The 23,916-nt window shown below is 61.5% G+C and carries 22 protein-coding genes; 13 read left to right on the top strand and 9 right to left on the bottom strand.

Translation table 11 applies throughout. From position 1 onward, the window contains the following. Positions 1-13 precede the first annotated feature (13 nt). Genes IB266_RS04290 through IB266_RS04265 form a run of 6 tightly spaced genes read right to left on the bottom strand, consistent with a single transcriptional unit; the run spans position 14 to position 6,182 of the window. On the bottom strand, positions 14-1,099 hold the full coding sequence (locus IB266_RS04290; protein ID WP_192260291.1) for a PAAR-like domain-containing protein: 1,086 nt from the start codon (positions 1,097-1,099) through the stop codon (positions 14-16). Beyond that, positions 1,099-2,139: a beta-ketoacyl synthase N-terminal-like domain-containing protein gene (locus IB266_RS04285; RefSeq protein WP_103309686.1), complete on the bottom strand. Its 1,041-nt coding sequence runs from the start codon at positions 2,137-2,139 to the stop codon at positions 1,099-1,101. The genes IB266_RS04290 and IB266_RS04285 overlap by 1 nt, the downstream gene beginning before the upstream one ends. After that, entirely contained in the window at positions 2,133-3,248 is a 1,116-nt protein-coding gene (locus tag IB266_RS04280) for a DUF2169 domain-containing protein (RefSeq protein WP_060742377.1), read from the bottom strand. The genes IB266_RS04285 and IB266_RS04280 overlap by 7 nt, the downstream gene beginning before the upstream one ends. Before the next feature lie 15 nt (positions 3,249-3,263). Next, positions 3,264-3,719 (bottom strand): DUF6484 domain-containing protein, encoded by a 456-nt coding sequence (locus IB266_RS04275; protein ID WP_060742376.1) that lies wholly within the window; start codon positions 3,717-3,719, stop codon positions 3,264-3,266. A 16-nt stretch (positions 3,720-3,735) separates the two neighbouring features. Next, positions 3,736-5,961 (bottom strand): type VI secretion system Vgr family protein, encoded by a 2,226-nt coding sequence (locus IB266_RS04270; protein ID WP_192260290.1) that lies wholly within the window; start codon positions 5,959-5,961, stop codon positions 3,736-3,738. Between the two features lie 29 nt (positions 5,962-5,990). Next, the gene (locus tag IB266_RS04265) at positions 5,991-6,182 is read right to left on the bottom strand and encodes a hypothetical protein (RefSeq protein ID WP_192260289.1); all 192 of its coding nucleotides are present in this window, start codon (positions 6,180-6,182) and stop codon (positions 5,991-5,993) included. 282 nt (positions 6,183-6,464) lie between these two features. On the opposite strand from IB266_RS04265, the gene IB266_RS04260 reads away from it, so the two are divergent. The 6 genes from IB266_RS04260 (at position 6,465) to IB266_RS04235 (ending at position 11,997) form a co-directional block, all read left to right on the top strand. Continuing rightward, positions 6,465-7,169: a heavy metal response regulator transcription factor gene (locus tag IB266_RS04260; RefSeq protein WP_192260288.1), complete on the top strand. Its 705-nt coding sequence runs from the start codon at positions 6,465-6,467 to the stop codon at positions 7,167-7,169. Next, positions 7,169-8,542, top strand: a complete 1,374-nt coding sequence (locus tag IB266_RS04255) for a heavy metal sensor histidine kinase (RefSeq protein ID WP_192260287.1) — start codon at positions 7,169-7,171, stop codon at positions 8,540-8,542. Before IB266_RS04260 ends, IB266_RS04255 begins: the two co-directional genes overlap by 1 nt. 129 nt (positions 8,543-8,671) lie before the next feature. After that, positions 8,672-8,932: a DUF2790 domain-containing protein gene (locus IB266_RS04250; RefSeq protein WP_192260286.1), complete on the top strand. Its 261-nt coding sequence runs from the start codon at positions 8,672-8,674 to the stop codon at positions 8,930-8,932. A gap of 89 nt (positions 8,933-9,021) precedes the next feature. Further along, positions 9,022-10,032 (top strand): oxidoreductase, encoded by a 1,011-nt coding sequence (locus tag IB266_RS04245; protein WP_192260285.1) that lies wholly within the window; start codon positions 9,022-9,024, stop codon positions 10,030-10,032. 69 nt (positions 10,033-10,101) lie between these two features. Beyond that, on the top strand, positions 10,102-11,424 hold the full coding sequence (locus IB266_RS04240; protein ID WP_192260284.1) for an NTP/NDP exchange transporter: 1,323 nt from the start codon (positions 10,102-10,104) through the stop codon (positions 11,422-11,424). Positions 11,425-11,496: 72 nt separating this feature from the next. Next, the gene (locus tag IB266_RS04235) at positions 11,497-11,997 is read left to right on the top strand and encodes a lipocalin-like domain-containing protein (RefSeq protein ID WP_092164524.1); all 501 of its coding nucleotides are present in this window, start codon (positions 11,497-11,499) and stop codon (positions 11,995-11,997) included. Positions 11,998-12,069: 72 nt separating this feature from the next. On the opposite strand, the gene IB266_RS04230 is transcribed toward IB266_RS04235, so the two are convergent. The 3 genes from IB266_RS04230 to IB266_RS04220 all read right to left on the bottom strand — a co-directional run bounded on the left by IB266_RS04230 (position 12,070) and on the right by IB266_RS04220 (position 15,214). After that, positions 12,070-13,557: an aldehyde dehydrogenase family protein gene (locus IB266_RS04230; RefSeq protein ID WP_192260283.1), complete on the bottom strand. Its 1,488-nt coding sequence runs from the start codon at positions 13,555-13,557 to the stop codon at positions 12,070-12,072. A gap of 126 nt (positions 13,558-13,683) precedes the next feature. Further along, positions 13,684-14,088, bottom strand: coding sequence for a RidA family protein (locus tag IB266_RS04225; RefSeq protein WP_192260282.1), 405 nt, complete (start codon positions 14,086-14,088; stop codon positions 13,684-13,686). Next, the gene (locus tag IB266_RS04220) at positions 14,078-15,214 is read right to left on the bottom strand and encodes a DSD1 family PLP-dependent enzyme (protein ID WP_192260281.1); all 1,137 of its coding nucleotides are present in this window, start codon (positions 15,212-15,214) and stop codon (positions 14,078-14,080) included. The genes IB266_RS04225 and IB266_RS04220 overlap by 11 nt, the downstream gene beginning before the upstream one ends. Before the next feature lie 96 nt (positions 15,215-15,310). On the opposite strand from IB266_RS04220, the gene IB266_RS04215 reads away from it, so the two are divergent. The 7 genes from IB266_RS04215 to IB266_RS04185 all read left to right on the top strand — a co-directional run bounded on the left by IB266_RS04215 (position 15,311) and on the right by IB266_RS04185 (position 23,915). Then, positions 15,311-16,195, top strand: a complete 885-nt coding sequence (locus tag IB266_RS04215; protein WP_192260280.1) for a LysR family transcriptional regulator — start codon at positions 15,311-15,313, stop codon at positions 16,193-16,195. Positions 16,196-16,657: 462 nt separating this feature from the next. Continuing rightward, on the top strand, positions 16,658-17,983 hold the full coding sequence (locus IB266_RS04210) for an NAD(P)/FAD-dependent oxidoreductase (RefSeq protein ID WP_192260279.1): 1,326 nt from the start codon (positions 16,658-16,660) through the stop codon (positions 17,981-17,983). A gap of 356 nt (positions 17,984-18,339) precedes the next feature. Further along, positions 18,340-19,008 carry a haloacid dehalogenase type II gene (locus tag IB266_RS04205; protein ID WP_092164513.1) on the top strand — a complete coding sequence of 223 codons (669 nt, stop codon included), beginning with the start codon at positions 18,340-18,342 and terminating at the stop codon, positions 19,006-19,008. Between the two features lie 36 nt (positions 19,009-19,044). Further along, positions 19,045-20,319: an NAD(P)/FAD-dependent oxidoreductase gene (locus tag IB266_RS04200; protein ID WP_192260278.1), complete on the top strand. Its 1,275-nt coding sequence runs from the start codon at positions 19,045-19,047 to the stop codon at positions 20,317-20,319. Between the two features lie 83 nt (positions 20,320-20,402). After that, on the top strand, positions 20,403-22,046 hold the full coding sequence (locus IB266_RS04195) for an ABC transporter substrate-binding protein (protein ID WP_192260277.1): 1,644 nt from the start codon (positions 20,403-20,405) through the stop codon (positions 22,044-22,046). Positions 22,047-22,086: 40 nt separating this feature from the next. Continuing rightward, positions 22,087-23,043, top strand: a complete 957-nt coding sequence (locus IB266_RS04190) for an ABC transporter permease (protein ID WP_060743220.1) — start codon at positions 22,087-22,089, stop codon at positions 23,041-23,043. Then, positions 23,040-23,915 carry an ABC transporter permease gene (locus IB266_RS04185; RefSeq protein WP_053121195.1) on the top strand — a complete coding sequence of 292 codons (876 nt, stop codon included), beginning with the start codon at positions 23,040-23,042 and terminating at the stop codon, positions 23,913-23,915. The genes IB266_RS04190 and IB266_RS04185 overlap by 4 nt, the downstream gene beginning before the upstream one ends. Position 23,916 lies beyond the last annotated feature (1 nt).

The following is a 23,916-nucleotide window of genomic DNA, read 5'->3' as shown; positions in this document are numbered from 1 at the left end:
TGCTCCAATTGAGCTACCAAGCACTGATAGTGACCTCTGGGATCATTTCGTGGGCCAGCTCTTTCTGATTGTCTTGAAGGTTGGGTGGGTGAGTCCTCACTGGGGTTTTGTCCCTGACTCCCACCGTATTCTTGTGGTAAGCGTCTAGCTGCGCTTCCAGGCATTTCTTTGAGCATTTCGATTTCGGAAAGGTTTGCTGGAGCGCCCGCACGCCCGCTCCACGGGATTGGCCATAGTTCCAGGCGTAATCCTTTTGAGCGGGCGGCGCGCGCTCTATCGCGGCCTGTTCCAGCTTGCCTTGGGCTGCATGCATGAAGCCATGATCCCCTTCATAACGTCCGCTTCCGTCCTGAGGGCATTGCACGCAAATGCACGGTGCGTCTTTTTCGTCGTAGTTGGGGAATTGAGGAAGCGGCGTCTGGCGATTCGTGCCTGGCACTGTAAAACTGTGGGCTTCAACGAGATGGTGGCCAGTTTCGCCAGGACAACAGGCTACTTCACTGTTCTGCGCCTTGGAGTCCGCCTGTTTCTTGGAGACCAGCAAACACTTTTTTGCGGCCGTACAGGCCTTGTCGCCACACCGTTCGGCTTTGGTCTTCAACTCCCCACATGCCTTGTTTTTCCTGGCGACTTCTTTCTTGCAACGCTCCACGGGCGCCGTCGCAGAGGCGTCGGTATAAGCCCATGGAGGCGTATTTCCGGGTTTGGACGCATGGTTGTGAGTCATCAAGTCTAAATGCCTGACGACATTTTCCCCTTCGAACTTCACGTCCATCGACCAGGCAATGAAGTACACCTTTCCCTTGATCTTGCTGGTCACCACGCCTTTCTTCGGCGCATTCCCGGCTTCATCTCCCGTACTGGTCTTGAAACAACTCTTGTCTTTGAGCATCACCTCTTTGCCGGTGATTTTGACCGTTCGTGTCCCCCTGGTCGTATCCTTCGCCATGCCGGTATTGGGGTAGGGGATCGGTACCCCCAGTGGGGTGGGCGGAGCCTGGGGCGGGGTGAAGCAGACATCCGGGAAGCAGGCGATCGACTTGCCCGCTGCCGACTTGCAGGAGACTTCCATATTGTTGGCGTAGACTTCATTCGCCATCAGGCAGCCCTCACAGTCTGATAACTGAGCAGCGCGACGGCACGCTCGCCGGCGTCGTTGCCAAGATGGCAGAAGATATTCGGACCTTCGCCGTAGCCCTTGCGACTGGCGGCCAACGCCACGGCGAGCATGGCCGGGCCGATGGCGGCGCCGACTTCGCCGATGCAGTCGGCCGGATGCCAGAGATGGAAGAACTCCTTGCGCACGCGCAGGGTCCGGCTGAGGGCCAGCGAGGCTTCCTTGAAGTAGTACTGCTCGCCGGAGATGTCGGTGAGCCGATAATCCATTTGCTCCAACCCACAGCCGGCTTCGCCAAGGGCTGCCCGTACAGCTTGTGTCAGGCCTTCGGCGCGCAAGGGAATGTCTTCGGCCTCCACGGTGGCCTTCTCCATACCGAACCCCAGGCCGATGCAAGCCAGTTGCGGCGTTGCGCTGGCCACCGGAGCAGCCAGTACCACAGCCGCAGCCCCTTCGCCGGGAATAAAACCGTTGGAGTTCTCGCTGGTAAGCAGGCGCTCGCGCTCTTCGAAGGCGGCCAGGGTCGGTCCGCAAAGGAAGGAGTCGACGCCGGCGACCAACACGTGGCGATGGCCGCCTTGATAGATCAGCGTGCGTGCATTCAGCAGGGCCACGGCGGCGCTGACCCGGCCGCGGGCGATGATGGTGGAATCCGGGTGAAAGCGCAGGCCCAGTTCCGCTTCGATGTCCTGCAACAGTCTTCTATCGAGGCCATCCAGACGGCCGGGGCGCTCGGCTTCAGCCACGCCCAGCAGCAGCGGGGTCTTTTCCGGGTCAACCCCGGGGGTGCTCTGTAACGCCTCGGCGATGGCGCGGGCGGCCATCTTGAGCAACTTGATGCGGCCGCGCCAGGGCTGCTCCAGAGGTACGCTGGCGGCAATCAACCACTCGCCACCTTGGTCGATGAAGCGGGTTTCCTGGAAATTGTCGATGGCGCAGCGGATCGCCGCGCAGCTTGCGGGTGCAGTGAGGCCGACAGCGCTGACCATGCCGGAGCCGATGATACAGAGCGCGGTCACCAGTCCGTCTCCTCGGGCGCCTGCTTGGCTTTTACCAGGGAGGACAGCGACGGGTAGTAATCCTTGCCCAGTTCACGGGCGCGCCACCAGCCCGTGGACATCGTGCCGACCAGCACCTGGGCGATCTCGAACAGGTTGCGCTGCAGGGGACGGGACACTCGCCAGGTCAGTTGCACCTGGCGTGCGTCCGTGTCGATCAGCAGGGTATCGATCACCGCCTGCACAGTCTCATGGCCGCCTTTTTTCAGGAAGAAAGTCACTGGCACGTCCATTTCGGGGATGCGAAAGCTCGCGTGCTCCCGGGGCGTGAGGTTGAGCAGCAGCACGTCCTCGCCGCCACGCGGGTAAGGAATCTGCTGGTCGTCGGGGGCCGCCTGGAAGTAGCGACGGTCGAAATCCTGCGGCAGAAACGGAAAGCAGTCGGCCAACCAGGCTTCGTCGTAAGTACCGGCAAACCGGACGCGTTGCGGCCAACTACGGCCAATGGGACCGAGCGCCATGGGGCGAAAGTCGCCGGAGGGGCTGTCGATCGGCTTGCCCAGCTCCTCGGTATTGGGCATTGGCTTGCCGGCGATTTGCGCACTGTCGATGCTGCCTGGAAACCAACCGCAACCACTCGGATTGTCCGGATACCCATGCAGCATGTCCGGCTTGTTGGCCATGGGATGGGAGCCTCCGTAGGCCTGGGCATAAGAGATGTCCTGCTCGGTAAAGGGCTGCGGCAAACCGGGAGAAACACCCAATAGCCCCGGTTGCCATCGGCGGGGCCCGAGGACGGAAAAGGCCTTGCTCATCTGACCGACGCGAATGCCTGCGGCCAGTTGCGTCACGGGCCGCCCGCCTGGGGCATAGGCCTTGCCGCGTACCAGCACATCGCAGAATGGCTTGATCGGGGCGAAGTCCATTTCCTGCAGTGGGGCACTGAGGCCAGGTTCGCCGACGAATGCATCGGCCATCAACAACGGTTGCTGGGTGTCGGCGAGGGTTGCCGCCCGACCGTCCAGGGGCAAATTGAACGTGCCTTTGGCCACGATCACCAGGGATTCGCGGCCATCGGGCTCCATGCCCTGGGTGTAGGCAGCAAGCAGCTTGCTGGCGTTGAGCAGCTCCATGAGTCGACTACCTGTCTAGTTGATCTGCACCGAACCGCCCTTGATGCGGTTCACGCCGGATGATCGGCTTGAGAGGTAGGTCCCACGGATCAGCACCTTGCCTTCGCGGGTGAGGGTAATGCTGGCCTTGCCGCAGCGCAGGACGATTTCTCGCTCCGCGGTGAACTCCAAGCGTTCGCCGTCCAGGTGGGCGACGGCCGGCGTCGAGGTTTGCGGCAGGCGCTGGATGCGGCCGATCACCAGCGGCCGGGTCAGGTCGCCGGCCTCGAACATCAGCGCGACCTGGGCCCCGATATCCTCGCGACTGAGGGGGGTGGTGGTACGCGCGGGGAGGCCGCCGTCAGCAGGGCAGCCGGGAAACGCCACGACCGGGGCGTCCGCCTTGGGCACATCCAGCAGCAGGCCAATCACGACGCCATCCACGCGGGCCGGCGTGGCAGTGGAAGAGGGCAGGTAGTATTCGACAGTCATCACGCACGCTCCATGGCTAGTTCTGCAGAATCTTCTGGCCTTTGACGACCACGTTCTTGTTGGCCTTGATCTTGATCGCGCCGGAGCCGTCGATGGTGATGTTCTTGCCGCTGATCATGATGGTGCCGTCCTTCTTCATGGTGATGCTGGCGTCGCCCGTCGTCAGGCTGATGGAATCGCCAGCGGTGAGGGCAAAGTGCTTGCCGACGTCCAGGCTGTCGTTCTGATTGATGCTGGTATTGCGGTTCTGGGCAACGTCGCGGGACTCGTTCTGGCCGATCTGGGTACTCTGGTTGCCGTTGATCTCGATGCCTTCGTTGCCCTGGACCGTTTCGTTACGGTTGCCGCTGATGCCGATGGTCTCGTTGCCACCCACGTCCTCGGTCCGGTTGCTGGCAATGCTGATTTTTTCGTTGGCGCCGACTTTTTCCGTGCGGTCGGCACCGATGGTGATGGTCTCGTTGCTGCCCACCTTCTCGGTGCGATTGGCGCCAATGGTGATTTTCTCGTCGCTGCCGACATCCTCGGTGCGGTTCACACCAATGGAGATGGTTTCGTTATTGCCGACCTTTTCCTTGCGATCCACACCAATGGTGATGGTTTCGTTGTTATCGACGGTTTCGGTGCGATCGTGTTTGACGTGCACGGTCTCGTCGTTGTCGATGGTCTTGCGGCGGTCATGGCCAACCCAGTGGGTCTCGTCGTTCTCGACCTCGATGTCCTGGTTTTTCTCGGCGTGGATAAACAGCTGCTCGGCGCCTTTCTTGTCCTCCATGCGGATTTCATTGAAGTTGGCCGGCGAGCCGCCCTTGCTTGAACGACTTTTCACCCCGCTCTGGGTGGCATTGGCGGGCAGCCCATAGGGCACGGTCTGTTCGGCGTTGTAGACGCGGCCGGTGATGATCGGCCGATCCGGATCGCCTTCGAGGAAACTGACGATCACTTCCTGACCGATCCGCGGGAGCTGCACGGATCCCCAGTTCTTGCCGGCCCAGGCCTGTGAGACGCGAATCCAGCAGGAGCTGTTTTCATTGGACTGGTCATGGCGGTCCCAATGGAAATGCACTTTGACCCGGCCATACTGGTCGGTCCAGATCTCCTCGCCACTGGGGCCCACCACCACGGCGGTCTGCGGTCCGCGGACGATGGGCATCGGCGTGAGGGGCAGAGGACGGAAGGCCTGGTTGGCATCCATGCAGTCCAGCTCGCTGACGAACTGTTCGGCGACGTCCGACTGCCCGCTTTCATAGGCATCCTGACGAATCTGATAACGGGCGGCCACCACCAGATACTCACGGTTCTGGTCCGCACGGTCATATCCCGTCAGCGAGAACACATGACCGCAACCGATGCCGCGGGCGCGTCCGCGCAACTGCACACGCTCGAACTGACTGTGAATGGCTTCGATGCGAGTACGCGCATAGTGATCGCCATCGTTGCTCTGGACGTATTCACCGGGGTAGTCGTAGAGCGGGTAGTCGGCGTTGGTGTGGTTGCGCGGTACGCTGGAGCGCACCTCGAGGCTGGCGCGCGGGCGCAGGAAGTCGTAGTCGTTCAGCGCCAGCGAGCCGGGTTGGACTTCCCGTGCCAGTTGCCAGTCGTAGAAATGATCGCGCTCACGCATTTGCCGATCGGGCGGGTAGAAGGGCACCGAGGCATAGTCCGCCGCCGTGGAGTGGGCACCATAGGCATCGGCCAGCACCAGCACATGACGGCTTTTTTCATGGCGAAAGTAGTAATAGATGCCTTCCTGCTCCATCAGTCGACTGACGAAGTCGAAGCTGGTTTCACGGTACTGCACGCAATATTCCCACTCGCGGTAGCTGCCGCTCAGGCTGTCTTCGAAATCGGAGAAGCCGAGGTCACGGAACACCTGCTTGATGATGTCCGGCACTGTCTTGTTCTGGAAAATCCGGCAGTCGGAGGTGCGCGTGAGCAGCCAGAACCAGGGCCGCAGGCTGACGCGGTAACCGGCGAACTGGCCGTGCCCGGTCAACTGCCGGCAACTGCAGACGATGCCGTGGAAATAGCGCTTTGCGCCGTCGTACAGCTCCAGGGTCAGACCCATCGGCTTGCCCAGCAACTGGTCGAACGTGATCGCCCGGTCTTCGGAGGTGAGGTCCAATTCGTAGTGGAACAACCGTCCCAGCTCTTCGCTACCGTCCATGCTTTGCAGCAACAGGACATCGCCACCGAGGGGACTGTCGACCTGCACCAAACGGTTGTTTTGCGTGATTGCCATGAGCGGCTTCCTTGGCTCGGGTACGGGCGTCAGTTGGCCGTCGTAAGAAAGGTGGCGCCGTAGGCAAGGGCGCCGCCAAAGGGAACATGAAGGGAAATCAAGCTCAACGTTTGCTGCACATCCACCACAGAGGTGATCTCCTTATCGGTCTTGCGGTCTTCAATTAGCGTGAACGTACGAGCAGAACTGGGACGTGCGGATTGACGTTTGCAGGGAGCCATTTTATGGCACCTCTGACCCACCAGAAACGTTCCAACATACCCCTGATGGGGCGGATACTGAGGTCAAGATAGGTGAGTGAAAGGCCGTTTGCTTAGTTTTATTAGCTATACATTCGATTCCAAATAAGAATAAACAATGAAATGGAGATGAGCCTGTCGATAAGTAGGAGGCACTCAGCCATCAAGCCGTTTCTGACAAGAATGTCAGGAAGCGGTCAGCCTCCAGACACCTTCGCTGTCTAGACTCATTGAGTTGCCCCGCTGCTGCAGAGGAGTCACCTGATGCGTTTGCTCATTGTCGAGGACGAAGAAAAAACCTCCTCCTACGTCCATCGTGGCTTGACCGAGCTTGGCTATATTGTCGACGTCGCGACCAATGGCATCGATGGGCTGCATTACGCGCTGGAATGGGACTACGACGTGGTAATCCTGGATGTGATGCTGCCGGGCAAGGACGGCTATGACGTGCTGCAAGGACTGCGCCTGCAAAAGAAAACCCCGGTCATCATGTTGTCGGCCAGGGGGACGGTGGATGATCGCATTCGCGGCCTGCGCGAGGGTGCCGATGATTACCTGGGCAAACCTTTTTCATTTGCCGAGCTCGTCGCGCGCGTCCAGGCCTTGATCCGTCGCCGCACAGGTGACACGGCCGACCTGACGCATCTGCGCATCGACGACCTGGAGGTCGATCTGCAAGCGCGCAAAGTGACCCGGGGAGGGCTGCGGCTGGACCTGACGGCCAAGGAGTTCTGTCTGTTGAGCCTGTTGGCGCGGCACCAGGGCGAGATCCTTTCCAAACTGATGATTGCCGAGCAGGTCTGGGACATGAATTTCGACAGTGACGCCAACGTGGTCGAGGTCGCGATCAAGCGGGTCCGCGCCAAGGTGGATGCCCCGTATCCGCGCAAGCTGCTGCATACCGTTCGCGGCATGGGGTATGTATTGGAAAGCCGAGAGGTAGATGGCAGGCAAAGTGGTACGCCTTGATGAAACGTTCGATTGCCAAGCGGCTCGCCCTGATGTTCGCCCTCGCTGTCCTGCTGATCATGTCGATCAGCGCGACGCTGTTGCGCTGTTCCTTGAAGCAATCGCTCGATGAGCAGATGCAGAACGAGTTGATCCTGCGCCATTCCGTGCTCGACCCGGTGCTGGCGAAATACGATTCGCCGACGTTCTGGGTCGGCTTGCGCCAGAAGCTCGACGGCCTGACGCCCGCGGATGAACGGGTTCGTTATTGGATCCTGGTTGATGACCCGGCCTTCAGTTATGGCGGGGCGATGCCAGACGGCCAGGATTGGTCGACGCGCTCCGATGGGCTTTTTACCCTCGATCTCCCTGAGCGCGAGCGTCCCATGATGGTGTTGCTCAAGACCATTGCGGCCATGGCCGACCGTCCGGAACTGCGCTTTATCGTGGGGCTGGATTCAACGCCCTTCAGGAAGACCCTGGACCACTTCACCAAAATACTGATCCTGACCTCGGCGTTGGGCATCGGGCTGGTTGCACTGCTCGGTTACTGGATCGCGCGCTTCGGCCTGGGGCCGGTGAGGCGCTTGAGCCGTCAAGCCAATAGCCTGCCGCCGGGGGATTCGAAACAGCGACTGGACACCGAGGCGCTGCCGGGCGAATTGCAGGAACTGGCGGTGTCGTTCAACGGCGCCCTGGCTCGCCAGGAAGCGGCCTGGTGCCAACTCGAAGGGTTCAATGCCAATGTCGCCCATGAACTGCGAACGCCCTTGACCAACCTGATCGGACAGACCCAGGTGGCATTGGCCCATGGGCGTGAGGTGAGCGAGCTTCAGGACTTGCTGCAGTCGAACCTCGAAGAGCTGGAGCGGATGGGCACCATCGTCAACGACATGCTGTTTCTGGCCGGCGCCGAGAGCGGCCAACGGGCAACCGAGCTCAGCGATGTCTCGCTTTATGAAGAGGCGGCGAAGACGGTGGAGTATCTGGAGCCGGTATTGCACGACAAACAGCTGAGCGTGGTGATCCAGGGCGACATGCGCGTGTGCATCGACCGACGCCTTTTTCACCGTTCCCTGGCCAATCTGCTACAGAACGCGGCGCGGTACGCGGTGCCGACCAGCACTGTCACGGTAAGCCTGGTCAACCACGGCATGCAGGTCGAGGTGAGCGTTTCCAATGCCGGCGAGCCTATCGACACCGTGCACCTGGAGCGTTTGTTCGAGCGTTTCTACCGCGCCGACGCCGCCCGGGCGCGAAGCGATGCGCACCATGGCCTGGGCCTTTCCATCGTGCGTGCGGTAGCGTCCATGCACGGTGGGCGCGTGTTCGCCCACAGCGAGAATGGGCTCAACACCTTCGGATTTTCCTTGATGAACCAGGCGGCGTCTTAGTCGTCGCCCCGCGAGTAAAACCCGCCCGCGTTTGACATCTTCCCGTCAGCCAGCAGTCACCTTGACGTCAGTCGCCCCCGCCTAGAGTGCTACGACCATCCCAACGAGGACAGTGTCGTGGAGTCCACTATGAAAACTCAAAACCTGTCGATTGCCGGCCTGCTGGTCGTCATCGCCCTGAGCGGTTCGCCACTGCTCGCCAAAGAACAAACGCAAGTCCCGGCCTACGAATATGGCATGCCGCTGGACATCGCCAAGGTCATCCGTATCGAGGCACCGACATCGCCGATGTGCGAGGTCGTGCAAGCGAAGATGACCTACTTGAATACCCAAGGGGCAAAGAAACACGTCAGCTTTCTGCAGTTGGCCGAGGCGTGCTCGAAACAGTGACCGTCCGGCGATGCCGGTTCATTCTTCAGACAGGGACCATCACCATGTGGAATAGCACAACAACACCCGTCATTGGCCGTATGAGCACCATGAGCCGGCTTGGGAGACTGGCGAAAAACCTTGCCGCTGGCGTCGCGCTGCTCAGTGCGGTGAGTATCGAGGCGTCCACGCGTATTGCACCGAAACCAGACTGGTCGACCGGCGACATACCGTCCCAGAAAGGTCGGATTGTCCTGATTACCGGTGGCACCAGCGGCATGGGCTACGAGGATGCGCTGGCCTTGGCGCGCGCCGGCGCCGAAGTCATCATCGCCGCGCGCAACCCCGAGCGTGGCGCACAGGCCATTGCGCGTATTCGCCAGTCGGTGCCCGACGCCAAGGTGCAGTTCGAGGCCGTGGACCTGGCCGATCTTTCATCGGTGCGCGGCCTGGCCCAGCGGCTCAATCAGCGACTGCCGCGCCTCGACGTGCTGATCAACAACGCCGCCGTCATGGCGCCTCCCGAGCGGGGGACTTCCGCTGATGGCTTTGAACTTCAACTGGCCACCAACTACCTGGGGCACTTCGCGCTGACCGGCCTGTTGGTGCCGCTCTTGCGTCAAAGCGAGGATGCCCGGGTAGTGAGCCTGTCGAGCATTGCCGCAGCGCGCGGCGCGATGAACCTCGATGACCTTCAGAGCGAGCAGAAATACGACCCCTACGCGGCCTACGCCCAATCGAAACTGGCCGTGCTGCACTGGGCCTTTGCCTTGCAGCGGCGCAGTGACGCCGAAAACTGGGGCATTCGCAGCATCGCGGCGCACCCCGGCGTTGCCGTTACCGAGTTGGTCGAACGGGGGCCGGGCCTCGACAGCGAGTTCGGTCGGCGCTGGGCAAAGGACCGCGACGCGTACCACTCAGCGGCACAAGGGGCGTTGCCCACGTTGTATGCCGCCACGGCTGCCCAAGCCGCAGGCGGGGCTTATTACGGCCCGACCGGTGACGGAGAAAGGCGCGGTCCGCTGGGGTTCGCCAAGACCCCGCCTGCCGCGAGCGCGGAGGCGGACGCCGAGCGGCTCTGGGCTGTCTCCGAGCGCCTGACCGGCGTGACCTATCGCTGATGCGCCCCTGGGCGCGGGCGTCCGTCCCGCGCTTGACCTTTGCCTTATTGCCGTCTCCCCGGAGTCCCTATGAGTACGTCTTCCTATGTGCACCGGCTGAGCCTCGCCCTGAACGCCCGCGACGGCGAGTTGCGTCCGGCGCTGTGCGGGTTCCTGCTGTTTCTTTGCCTCTTCACCGGTTACTTCATGCTGCGTCCGATCCGTGAGTCGATGGGCATCGCAGCCGGGGTGGAAAATTTGCAATGGCTGTTTACCGCGACCTTCCTGGTCATGCTGGCGGCCGTGCCGTTATTCGCCTGGCTCAGCGCCCGAGTGCCGCGCCTGCGCCTGATCGATTGGGTGTACGGCTTCTTTGGCTTCAACCTGCTGATGTTCGTCGAGCTGTTCCAGTTCCAGCCCGACAGTATCTGGCTGGCCCGGGTCTTTTACGTCTGGATCTCGGTCTATAACCTGTTCGTCGTCTCCGTGGCCTGGAGCCTGATGGCGGATGTATTCGACAGCGAGCAGGCCAAGCGTCTGTTTGCCTTCATCGCCGCCGGGGCCAGCGTTGGCGGCCTGCTGGGGCCGACCCTGAGCGCGCTGCTCATTGGTCCCTTTGGCGCCTCGGGGTTGATGTTGCTGGCGGCCTTGTTGCTGGGTGCCACGCTGGTGTTGAAACGAGCGTTGATGGGTTGGCGCGAAAAGGGCGGGGCTGGCCGTCACGGCGCCGCGCCGACGCAAAGCCCCCGGCAGCCACTGCAGGGCAATCCGTTCAGCGGTTTTACGGCGGTGCTCAGGTCGTCTTACCTGTTGGGAATTGCCGGGTTTGTCGTGCTGTTGGCGACGGTCAGCACCTTTCTCTACTTCGAGCAGGCGCGCCTGGTGGCCGAGCTCTATCCGGATCGCGCGGCGCAAGTGCGGATCTTCGGCACTATCGACCTCATCGTGCAGGCCGGTGCGTTGCTGTCCCAGCTGTTCATCACCGGCCGTATCGCGCCGAGGCTGGGGGTGCGTGCCTTGCTGGCCATCGTGCCGCTGCTCATGTGCATCGGCTTCCTCGGCCTGGCGTTGGCGCCGGGGTTCGCTCTGCTGGCAGCGCTGATGATCGTGCGACGGATCGGCGAGTACGCGTTCGTCCGGCCGGGTAGGGAAATGCTGTTCGCCCCCTTGGATGCCGAGAGCAAATACAAGGCCAAGAACTTCATCGATACCGTGGTCTATCGCGCGGGTGACGCCCTGAGCGGCTGGGCCAAGAGCCTGCTCGACCTGTTAGGGCAGGGCGCCGGTCCGGCCGCGATGATTGGCGCCTGTTGCGCGTTGCTGTGGGGGTACTTGGGCTGGCATTTGGGGCGGCGGGCGGACAATGCCGCGTCCCGGGAGCTGCGCTTGGCGGCCATCGCGGCCAGGGCATGAAGACCGTGCCCACCAAGATCAAACCTACTTTATTGTCCGGCGCATCGTTGCGGCGAGTGAAAGGTGATGCGGATGAGTCTGAAAAACAAGGTACTGGCGGTCGGTGCGGTGATTGCCTTCTTGGCATTCTCCAGCGTGTTTGCGGGCAAAGAAAACGCCTTGGTCGGGACATGGCGCATGGTCAGCGCAACCGTTGAGAGTCAGGGCAGCCGATCAGAGGCTTATGGTCCCAATCCCCATGGCTGGCTCGTGTTCACGCCAGAGCTGACGTTTGTCGAAGTACTCACTGATCCGCGCGTGCCGGTGTTTCGATCCAATGCGCGTGGCGAAGGCACCGATGAGGAGAACCGGGCCGCAATGGCGGGGAGCATCGGTTTCTTCGGGCGATACACCGTCGACCAGAACGGTGAGTTCACGGGCAATACTGTCCAAGGCTCTACGTTCCCGAACTGGGTGGGCGCTGTGCGTACCCGGGACGACTTGCAGTTGAAGGTCGACGGTGACCAGATGGTGGAGGATTTTCGCCGCCCGGATGGGGCGAAGGTTCACATCGTCTGGGAGCGTGTGAAGTGATGTGCCCGAGGGCATTCGGGCACATCTGCCATCGCAGGCACCGAAGCCCGGGGCACTGCGAGAAAAGGGTGTCTAGGTACGCAAAGCACTTTCAGGCGATTCGCCAAACCCAACGATCGCCTTGGTTTCCAGGTATTCCTCAAGGCCGAAGACGCCGTACTCACGGCCATTGCCCGAGCGCTTGTAGCCCCCGAATGGCGCCATGGGGTTCCAGGCCGGGTAGTTCAGGAGCACTTGCCCCGCGCGAATTCGAGAAGCCACCGCGCGCGCCAATTCAAGATCCTGCGATTGAACATGAGCACCAAGCCCATAGACCGTGTCGTTGGCGATAGCGACTGCCTCGTCGATGGTTTCGTAGGCAATAATGCACAGCACCGGCCCGAAGATTTCTTCCTGGGCGATCCGCATGGCGTTATCCACCTCGGAAAAAACAGTCGGGCGGGTGTAGAAGCCTTTTTCAAACCCCGGCACGCGTCCGAGCCCGCCGCAGAGCAGTTTTGCGCCCTCATGCAGTCCGGTCTCGATCATGGCTTGCACGCGATTGAACTGGGCTTCATTGGCGATGGGGCCCAGTACCGTTTCCGGTGATTGCGGGTCACCCACGATGATCCCGTTGGCGGTGGCGGCCGCCAGCGCTTCGACCTCCGCCAGTCGGTCCTTGGGCACGATCATCCGGGTGGGGGCGCTGCAGGATTGTCCGACGTTGCGCAACGCCGTCATCACGCCCAATGGGACGGCTTTGGCAAAGTCGGCGTCGGGCAGCAGGATGTTCGGGGATTTGCCGCCCAGTTCCTGGCCGACCCGTTTCGCCGTCGCGGCGGCCGCCTGGGCCACCAGCGCCCCTGCGCGATTCGAGCCGGTAATCGAGATCATGTCGATATCGGGATGTGCGGCCATCGCAGCCCCGACGACATGGCCGCTGCCGTTCACCAGGTTGAAGACACCCGGTGGAACGCCCGCGTCATGGACCACTTGCGCAAACAGCAGGGCACTCAGCGGCGACAGTTCACTGGGCTTGAGGACCACCGTGCAGCCGGCCGCCAGCGCCGCGGCGACTTTTGCGGTGATTTGATAAAGCGGCCAGTTCCACGGGGTGATGAGGCCGCAGACGCCGATGGGTTCGCGTTGGATCGCGGTCCCGTTCTCGACGGTCTGGAAACGATAGGTGGACAGCAGGTCGCGGGCGACCCGGACGTGCTCGGCTGCCAGGGGCACTTGCATTGCCCGTGCAGAACCGATGGCTGCGCCCATTTCCAGGGAGATCGCCTGGGCAAACTCTTCTTTGCGCTCAAGGATAAGCTCATGGAGCTTGCCCAGCACCTGCGCACGCGCCGCCGTGGAAGTGACAGACCAACCGGCAAACGCGGCACGCGCCGCCGCGACCGCCCGATCGACATCCTCGGCAGACCCGCTGGCGACCTGGGCGACGACCTCTTCGGTCGCCGGATTGACCACCGGCAAACTGGCCGGGCTGACCGGCGCACACCAACCGCCATTGATATAAAACAGCTGGGCGGTTTGCGGATCAACGCTGTAGCTATTCGAAGATTGAGTAGTCATCCAAGGTGTTCCTTTAGAGCGGTATGTCGAGCCTGCTCAATAAGCTAACAAAGCAGCCCAGACAAAAGATGCCGTTGTTCAAGTGCGCAAAGGAGAATCTGCCGTATCTGCCGGGCTAACTTGGCATTACCCCGGGGCGAGGGCCATCGCTTCGATTTCGATCAGGTAGCCATGATGCAAGGCCGGCACGGGCACTACCGCTCGCGCTGGCCGATGCTCGCCCAGGTAACGGGCGTAGATTCGATCGAACGCAGGCCAGTGTTCGATACCTGCGACATAGACCGTGACCTTCAGCAGGTCGCGCGTGTTCCGGCCCGCCGCGCTGAGGATCGCCACCAGGTTATCGAGGGCGATGGCGGCCTGGACCTCAAAGGGTTGCTCGGCACTGTGGACGCCATCGGCGCGTATGGGCAGTTGCCCGGACACATACAGAACGCCCTGGTGCACGACCGCCTGGGCGTAATGTCCACCCGGCGCCGCGGCGTTGGCCGTGCTGATCAACTGGATCGAACCTGCTTGATTACCAGCCATGCAAGCGACTCCAGGTGTGCACGCCACCCTCGGCGTCAACCGCGTGATAGTCCGGGAATTGCGCGCCTGTGGCACAGGCATGGTTGGGCAAGATGCGCAGGCGGCTACCGATGGGAAAGCGCGCGGTGATGTCGACACCCTCAGCCATTTCAAGCGAGACAATGCCGTGCTCCTGATTGGCTCCCGTGAGCAACGCGCCCTCGATCCAATCGCCGGCGTCGGTGCAAACCTGGCCATAACCAAAGTCCCGCTGTTGGCGCTGCGTGCCGCGGTCACGGCTCATGGCCATCCAACCGGCGTCGGTGATGATCCAGCCTTTGTCTTTCTGATGACCGATGACGGTGGTCAGCACGCTCAGCGCCAACTCGTCGGCCTGGCAGATACCGATGTTGTGCATCACCAGATCGAAGAACACATAGACACCGGCGCGCACTTCAGTGACGCCTTCCAGGTTCAGTGCCGACAAGGCCGTAGGCGTCGAGCCGATGCTGACCTCCGGGCAGGCGAACCCGGCTTCGCGCAGTCGTTGGGCCGCTTTGACGCAAAGAGCGCGTTCCTGTTCGGCCAGGGCTTGTAGCGCTTCAGGGGTGTCGAGTTCATAGCTTGAGCCGGCATGGGTCATCACCCCGCGAAGCGGCATGCCACCCTCGCTGAGTATCCGTGCGACTTCAAGGAGTGAATCGTCTTCGAAGTGCAGGCCGGATCGATGGCCGTCGCAGTCGATCTCGATCCAGACGTCGAAACGTTCGTGGTGTTGCTGGCCAAAGGCGACGATGGCCTGGGCAGCGGCAAGGCTATCCGTGAGGAGGCTCAACTGGCAGCCTTGGCGCCGCAGCAGCAAGGCCTGGGGCAGCTTGCCTGGCGTGATGGCGACGGCATAGAAAACGTCACGAATGCCTTCAGCGAAACAGAACTGGGCTTCCTTCAAGGTCGAAACCGTGACGCCGCTGGCACCCGCGGTGAGCTGCGCCTGGATCACGGGGAGGCATTTACTGGTTTTGATATGCGGGCGCAGACGCACCCCCAAGGCATCCATGCGTTGTTGCATGCGCTGGATATTGCGCTGCATGCGCGGCATATCCACGAGCGCGGCGGGGGTATCGAGGGCGGTAAGAGAGGCTGACATAAGGAGGACTCGAATGGCTGGGTACAGGGCCCACTCTACAAAGCCGTCGTGAAGGTGTGCTTCAATGAGGTGTCATCAATCATTAAGTAGAATTGAATGATCTCCATCGAGGACCTGCGTCTGGCCGTGACGCTGGCGCGCTCCGAATCGTTGAGCGCCGCCGCCAGAATCCTGAATGTCTCACCCCCAGCGCTGTCCATGCGCCTGCGCAAATTGGAGACGCTACTCGGCCTGACGCTGGCCAATCGCGATGCCCGGCGCCTGAGTCTCACCGCCGATGGCGAGCGTTTCTCCCGGGAAAGCGCGTGTTTGCTGGAACAGTTGGAAGCGCTCCCGGAATCCTTCAAGCAACGAGACGAGCAGTTGGTTGGCACACTCAGGCTGGCGGCGCCGTTCGGCTATGGGCGGCAACGCATTGCACCGCTGTTGGCGCGTTTCGCCAGGTTGCATCCTCAGTTGTGCCTGCACCTGGATTTACGCGAAACACCATGGCCTGATCGCCATGACAGCGACGCGGTGATCCACATCGGTCACCTCAATGACAGCCTGTGGGTCGCCAGGCTCCTCACGTCAAATGACCGATGGTTGTGCGCAAGCCCTGCCTATCTGGAGCAGCACGGCACGCCGTCGTCGCCTGAGCAACTTGCCGGGCACCGCTGCATTTGCATCCGTGAAAATGATGAAGATGTCACGCTGTGGCACCTGCGCAAGGGGCAGGGGCGTAGAACCCTGCGCATCGAGCCCGCGATGCTGAGCAACGATGGCAGCGTGGCTCGACGCTGGGCCGAGCAAGGCCTGGGGCTGGTGCTGCGTTCGCAATGGGATGTCAGTGACGCCATTGCCGACAAGCGTCTGGTTCGGGTGCTGGCGGATTGGCAATTCGACAGTGCGCCGATCAACCTGTTGGTGCCTTCACGAAAACTGCGTAGCCCGCGTGTGCAGGATTTGGTGGCGTTTCTGGAGGAGGCATTGAAAGTATGACCAGCGAACTGCTCGCGAAGGTGGTTTCATAGTCAATGAGACGTTGAATGTGCCGGCCTCATCGCGAGCAAGCTCGCTCCCACAGCGTACTAAGCACATATTGTTGTCTGCCAAAAAAACAGTGTGGGAGCGAGCTTGCTCGCGATAGCGATGGTCCAGCCAAGTAAATGCCGGGACGTGTCCCGCCAAACAGATAAGCAAAACCTCCAATCCGAAGCGCTCCGCAAAGTCTGCTGAACACGTCCCGCAAAACGGTGGTTTGTACCAGGCGACCTATACTTTTAACCGTTTATGCACGGTTTCTTGGTGTTGTAATAACACCATGATTCAGCGTGGCACTGATGCTTCCAGAACGGAGTAGCGGCTTGCCCTGGTCGCCACCCTCAGTGCAGGGCCGATGCACCCGCGACCACCTGAAGAAGTCGTACCTTCAAATCCCCGGCCTTCATGGACATCCCTAAAATGCCAGCACCGTTAATTTCCGTAGAGACGAATTCTGAGCTTCCAACACACGCTGACGTTGTCGTGATCGGCGGCGGCATTATCGGATCCTTCACGGCCTATTACCTGGCCAAGCGCGGCATGAAGGTCGCGCTGGTGGAAAAAGGCCGCGTGGGTGCAGAGCAATCGAGCCGAAACTGGGGCTGGTGCCGTCAGCAGAATCGAGACGCTCGCGAACTGCCGCTGTCGACCAAGAGCCTGGACCTTTGGGAGCAGTTCGCAGCAGAGACCGGTGAAGACACAGGCTTCAGAAGGTGTGGCTTGCTCTATCTGAGCAACAACGAGAAAGAGCTGGCCGGTTGGGCGAAATGGGGGGAGTTTGCCCGTACCGTCAATGTGAAAACCCACATGCTGACGGCGGAGCAGGCCGCTCAACATGGCCGGGTCACCGGCAAGCCCTGGAAAGGCGGGGTCTTTTCACCTACCGACGGCACGGCAGACCCATCCCGCGCCGCCCCGGCGGTCGCACGGGCCATCATTAAACTGGGCGGCACGGTGCACCAAGGCTGCGCCGCCCGTGGCCTCGAGACCGAGGGTGGCCGGTTGTCTGCCGTCGTCACCGAGAAGGGCACCATTCGTACCAAGCTCGCGGTGCTCGCCGGTGGCGCATGGGCGTCCTCTTTTTGCCGTCAGTACGGCATCCGGTTTCCCCAGGCGTCCATTCGCCAGACGATACTGTCGGTTTCCAAGAACGCCCAAGAGATACCGGACGCGCTCCACACGGATGAAGTCTCCATGACCCGTCGCTCCGATGGCGGGATCACGCTGGCCATCAGTGGTCGAGGGCGTGTCGACCCTACCTTGCAATTGCTGCGTTTCGCCCCGCAGTTCCTGCCGATGTTCCAGCGCCGTTGGCGCAAGCTGGCCCCCGGTGGCCTGGAGGGCTTTCAATCGGGGCACGAGGGCTTGGGGCGCTGGCGGTTGGACCAGCCGACGCCGATGGAGCGCATGCGAATTCTGGATCCGAAGGCAGACGCCTCGACGGTCGAGTTGACTTACAAGCGCGCGGTAGACCTGATCCCGATGCTGAAAACCTCATCGGTCACCGCAGCCTGGGCAGGTTATGTAGACAGCACGCCGGACGGCGTCCCGGGCATCGGCGAGATGGCGAGCCTGCCTGGCCTGGTGCTGGCGGCGGGGTTCAGTGGCCATGGCTTCGGCATCGGCCCGGGTGCGGGCCATTTGATCGCCGATATTGTCTGTGACATGCCCCCGCTGGTTGATCCGCGTCCCTATCACCCGGACCGTTTTCAATCTTCGGCCTGGGGCAAGGTCGCGGAGTTCTGAGGCGCTGGAAACTCACCCGCAAAACAATGAACGGGCGCATCCTCAGGGGATGCGCCCGTTTTCGTTTGCAGGCGTAGATTCTGCCGCCTGTGGGGTTTCCAGTGGTTTTTTACGCACCATAAACGGCCGTAAATGCCGTGAAAACGGCGCAAATGCCCGGCCATGGCGCATCCCGCACAGTCTGCTGAGCAGGCCCCGAAAAACGGTGGTTTGTGCCAAGCGACCTATACTTTTAACCGTTTATGCACGGTCTCATGATGCTGTAATAAATCCGTGATGCAGCGTTGCACCCAGGCTTTCGGAACGGCGCAACCGCTTGCCCCTCATGACCTCAACCATCACTCAGGACTGCACTCATGAGCTTCCTTCGCCCCAAGTTCATTACCTTTGACTGCTACGGCACGTTGACCAACTTTCAGATGGGAACCATGACGCGCGAACTGTTCGCCGACCGGGTCCCTGCCGGGCAGATGGACCAGTTCGTCAAGGATTTCTCGGCCTATCGCCTGGACCAGGTGATGGGTGACTGGCGGCCCTATGATGAAATTCTCAAGACTGCCCTGGCCCGGGTCTGCAAGCGTTGGGGCGTCGAGTACAAAGGTGAAGGTCAGCTCTACTACGATGCCGTCCCGACCTGGGGGCCCCATGCCGACGTACCGGCCGGCCTGTCGAAAATCGCTGACAAGATTCCCCTGGTGATTTTCTCCAACGCGATGGACGAGCAGATCATGTCCAACGTCGACAAGCTCGGCGCACCGTTCCATAAAGTCTTCACGGCTCAACAAGCCCAAGCCTACAAGCCGCGCCTGGCGGCCTTCGAATTCATGCTCGATAACCTCGGCTGCGGGCCGGAGGATGTCCTGCACGTGTCCTCGAGCTTCCGTTATGACCTGATGTCGGCCCACGACATGAAGATCAAGCACAAAGCGTTCGTGGCCCGTGGTCATGAACTGCCTGGAAACGCTGGCTACAACTACCACCAGATCCCGGACATCGGCGGATTGGCCGGCCTGGTCGGTCTCTGAGTCTTTGGACGTTCTTCAAGGCATAAGGGGTTAGACATGGGCAGTGAGTCTTATTGGCTCGATACCGCACCGGCATTTACCGGTGCCCAGCTCGGTGCGTTGCCCGGGCAGGTCGATGTGGCCATCGTCGGTGGTGGTTTCACTGGCCTGGCCGCAGCCCGGGCCCTGGCCTTGAAGGGGGCCAATGTAGCGGTGCTGGAAGGCGGGCGGGTCATTGGCGAGGCGTCGGGGCGCAATGGCGGCCAGTGCAATACCGGCGTGGCCCAGGACTACGCGGCCCTGAGCGCCAGCCTCGGTGCCGATAAAGCGCGCGCCTATTACCAGGCTTACGAAAGTGCCGTGCAGAGCGTCGTCTCGCTGGTGGAGCAGGAGCAGATCGCCTGCAACTTCACGCGCAATGGCAAGCTCAAGCTGGCGGCCAAGCCCATGCATTACGAAGGTTTGGCTCGCACCTGCGAGTTGATTCGGCGCGAGGTCGATGCCGAGGTCGAATTGCTGTCTGCGCAAGAGACCCGCGCAGAGGTCAACTCGGCCCAGTTCCATGGTGGCTTGTTGCAGCGCAACGGCGTGCAGATGCACGTCGGGCGCTTCGGGGTCGGGTTGGCCGAGGCCGCCGCCCGTCACGGCGCATTGATTTTCCAAGGCGTGTCCGTCACGGACTGGAAAGCCAGTGCCGGCGGCTATCGGGTCAATACCACCAAGGGATCGCTACAGGCCACGCAGGTCCTGCTGGCCACCGGCACCTCTCAGCAGGGTGGGTTGGGCTGGTATCGGCGGCGGATCGTGCCGGTGGGCAGTTTCGTGATCGCCACCGAGGTGTTGCCGCAGGCGCTGATCGACAGCCTGCTGCCGGCACGCCGCTCCTATGTCACCAGCCGCATGATCGGTAACTACTTCCGCCTGACTCCGGACAACCGTCTGCTGTTTGGCGGGCGGGCACGGTTTGCCATGTCTGACAGCGTGTCCGATGCCAAGAGCGGCAAAGTCTTGCACGCGGCGATGGTGCAGATGTTCCCGCAACTGGCCCAGGTGAAGGTCGATTATTGCTGGGGCGGATTGGTGGACATGACCTCCGATCGGCTGCCCCGGGCCGGCCAGCACGGAGGCATTTATCACTCCATGGGCTACAGCGGCCATGGTGTGCAGATGTCGGTGCACATGGGCCAAGTCATGGCCGATGTCATGGCGGGCAAGGTCGAGGCCAACCCTTGGCGCGAACTCGATTGGCCGGCGATCCCCGGTCATTTTGGCAAGCCCTGGTTTTTGCCTCTGGTCGGTGCCTATTACCGCCTTCAAGACTATTTGCACTGAGTTGCGGGAGACGCTTCACGTTTCAACACATTGCGTTAATCGCGAGCAATCGAGCCTTATCATTTCCGAAAGGTAGAACTGACATGACTGACAAAAAAAACAGTATCGACACCCAGCTGATAACAGGTACGGAAAGTCTGCGCATTTTCGAAGGGCTCAATCGCGGCATGTCACGCCGCAATGCATTGCAAATGCTGGGATTGGCCGGGGTGGCCGTGGCGGGCGCGGGCAGCCTGTTCGGCACCGCCGGCAAGCTGTTCGCCGATGAGGAGGCCGCCCCTGGCAAAGGCAAGCCTGGCGGGCGCATTCGCGTCGCAGGCTCGACCAGTTCCACCGCCGACACCCTCGATCCGGCCAAAGGTTCATCGTCCACCGATTATGTGCGCCATTACATGTTCTATAACGGGCTGACGCGTTTCGACAGCCACATGGTGCCGCAACTGGAACTGGCCGAGCGTATCGACACCACCGATGCCACGCTTTGGGTGATCAGCCTGCGCAAGGAAGTGACCTTCCACAATGGCAAGGCCCTGACCGCCGCCGACGTGGTGTTTTCGCTGCTGCGGCACAAGGACCCGATCACCGGTTCCAAGGTCCTGCCGCTGGCGTCGCAGTTCGCCGAAGTCAAAGCCGTCGGCCCCCATGAAGTGCAGATACAGTTGAGCGGTCCCAACGCTGAGCTGCCGTCGATCCTGGCCGTCTCGCACATGTTGATCGTTCCCGAGGGCACCAGCGATTTCAGCCAGGGCATCGGTACCGGTCCGTTCAAGGTCAAGGAGTTCAAGCCCGGGGTGCGCTCCATTGGTGTGCGCAATACCAACTACTGGAAACCCGGCTTGCCGTACCTGGACGAGATCGAATTCATCGGCATTGCCGACGAATCGTCACGGATCAACGCCCTGTTGTCGGGGGACGTGCACATCGTCAACGAGGTCAACCCACGCTCGACGACTCGCATCAAGGCCAGCGCCAAGCACCAGGTCATCGATTCACCGTCGGGCAACTACACTGACCTGATCATTCGTCAGGACCAGATGCCGGGCCAAAGCCCGGAATTCACCCAGGCCATGAAGTTGCTGCTGGACCGGGAACAGATCAAGTCGGCGATCTTCCGCGGCTACGCCAGGATCGGCAACGATCATCCGATCGCACCCGGGGCACGTTTCCACAATGCCGAGTTGCCACAACGGGCCTACGATCCGGAGCAAGCCAAGTTCTTGCTCAAGAAGGCCGGCATGCAAGACATCAGCATGCCGCTGATGTGCTCGCCAGCGGCGACCGGCTCGGTGGACGTCGCGGTATTGCTGCAGCAGTCCGCCAAGGAGGCGGGACTCAAGCTCAACGTCAACCGCCTGCCGAGCGATGGCTACTGGTCCAACCATTGGGCCAAGCACCCACTGAGCTTCGGCAACATCAACCCGCGGCCCAATGCCGACATGCTGTTCTCGCAGTTCTTCCAGTCGAGCGCACCGTGGAATGAATCCGGTTGGAAAAACGAACAGTTCGACCAGCTGTTGGTGCAGGCCCGAGGTGAAACCGACGAGGCCAAGCGCGGCAAGATGTACGGCGACATGCAAGTGCTGGTGCATGAGCACTGTGGCATCGGCGTACCGGTATTCATCAGCAACATCGATGGCGCCGATCAGCGCGTAAAGGGCTATGGCGCCAACCCCCTGGGCGGTTTCATGGGCTACATGTTTGCCGAGCAAGTCTGGCTGGACGCCTGATGACCGTCGGGTTTGGGCCATATTGCATGAGGGTCGGATGATGAACAGCAACACACTCTGGTTGATCGGCCGCCGCCTGGGGGCGGCGGTCGTGACCTTGTTGATTGTCTCCATGGTGGTGTTCGCCATCACGGCAGTGCTGCCGGGGGACGCGGCGCAACAGGCGCTGGGGCAGTTCGCCACACCGGAACAGGTGGCGGCCCTGCGGATGAAAATGGGGTTGGACCAGCCCGGTGTGTTGCGTTACCTGCATTGGCTGACGAGCCTGCTCAGCGGTGACTTGGGGATGTCGATGTCCAATGCCATGCCGGTCGTCGACTTGATGGCCGGCCGGGTCCCCAACACCTTGATGCTGGCGGCTGCCACGGCGTTGGTGTCGGTGCCTGTGGCCTTGACCCTGGGTATCGGTTCGGCGATGGGGCGAGGCGGGCGTATCGACAGCTTCCTGAGCTTCTTCACCTTGACCATGGTGGCGGTGCCGGAGTTTCTGGTCGCCACCTTGGCGGTGCTGATATTCGCGGTGAACCTGGGCTGGTTGTCGGCACTGTCCTACGCCAGTGACATCACCTCACCCTGGCAATTCATGCGCACCTACGCCTTGCCGGTGATGACGCTGTGCTGCGTGATTGTCGCGCAAATGTCGCGCATGACCCGGGCGGCGGTGATCGATCAACTCGACAGCCCTTACGTGGAAATGGCCCGGCTCAAGGGCGTCAGCAATATCCGGATCGTCCTTCGACATGCCTTGCCCAATGCCATTGGTCCCATCGCCAATGCCATTGCCCTGAGCCTGTCCTATCTGCTGGGCGGGGTGGTGATCGTGGAAACGATCTTCAACTACCCCGGCATCGCCAGCCTGATGGTCGATGCCGTGACCAACCGCGACATGGCCCTGGTCCAGGCCTGCACCATGTTGTTTTGTACGGCGTACCTGGCGTTGGTGTTGATTGCCGACCTGTGCGCGATCCTTTCCAACCCGAGGCTGAGAAACCAATGAACAACCTCATTGTGAAGTCCCCGACGGCGGCCGTTGCGCTGGGGCTGGGCAAAGACGCCCACGCAAAGTCCTGGCTTGGCCTGGTCGGTGCCGCGATGTGTGTGATCTGGTTGCTGGTGGCCATCTTCGGTCCGTGGCTGGCGCCGCATCCGGTGGGAGAGGTGGTCTCTGACAACGTCTTCGACAGCCTCAGCGCGACATACCCGTTTGGCACCGATTACCTGGGCCGCGACATGCTCAGCCGGATCCTTGTCGGCGCACGCTTCACCGTCGGCCTGGCGTTGGTGGCCGCGGTGTTGTCCAGCACCCTGGGAACCAGTCTGGCGCTGCTGTCGGTGGTGTCACCAAAGTGGCTGGATGAACTGATCAGTCGCCTGATGGACGCGTTCATCTCGATCCCCAGCAAGATGTTGGCGCTGATCATGGTCTCGGCCTTCGGCTCCTCGGTCACCTTGCTGATCTGCACGGCGGTGTTGAGCTACACCCCCGGCGCTTTCCGCATCGCCCGCAGCATGGCGGTGAATATCGAAGCCCTGGAATACGTGCAAGTGGCCCGTACCCGTGGCGAGCGCCGGCTGTACATCGCTTGTGTGGAAATCCTGCCGAACATACTCAACCCGGTGCTGGCGGACCTGGGCCTGCGCTTTGGTTTTATCGTGTTGCTGCTCAGTGGCATGAGTTTCCTGGGGCTGGGCGTGCAACCGCCGGATGCCGACCTGGGCTCGCTGGTGCGCGAGAACATCGGCGGCCTCAATCAGGGGGCGCCGGCCATTGTGATTCCGGCCCTGGCCATCGGCACCCTGACCATCGGTGTGAATCTGTTCATCGACCGGTTGTCATCGCGACGTAGCCGACGTTCGGGAGGTCATTGAA

It is taken from the genome of Pseudomonas sp. Pdm06 (assembly GCF_014851795.1).
Taxonomy (GTDB): domain Bacteria; phylum Pseudomonadota; class Gammaproteobacteria; order Pseudomonadales; family Pseudomonadaceae; genus Aquipseudomonas; species Aquipseudomonas fluorescens_AA.
Note: the sequence above shows the minus strand (reverse complement) of the source record. Positions and strands in the feature narration are given on the sequence as shown.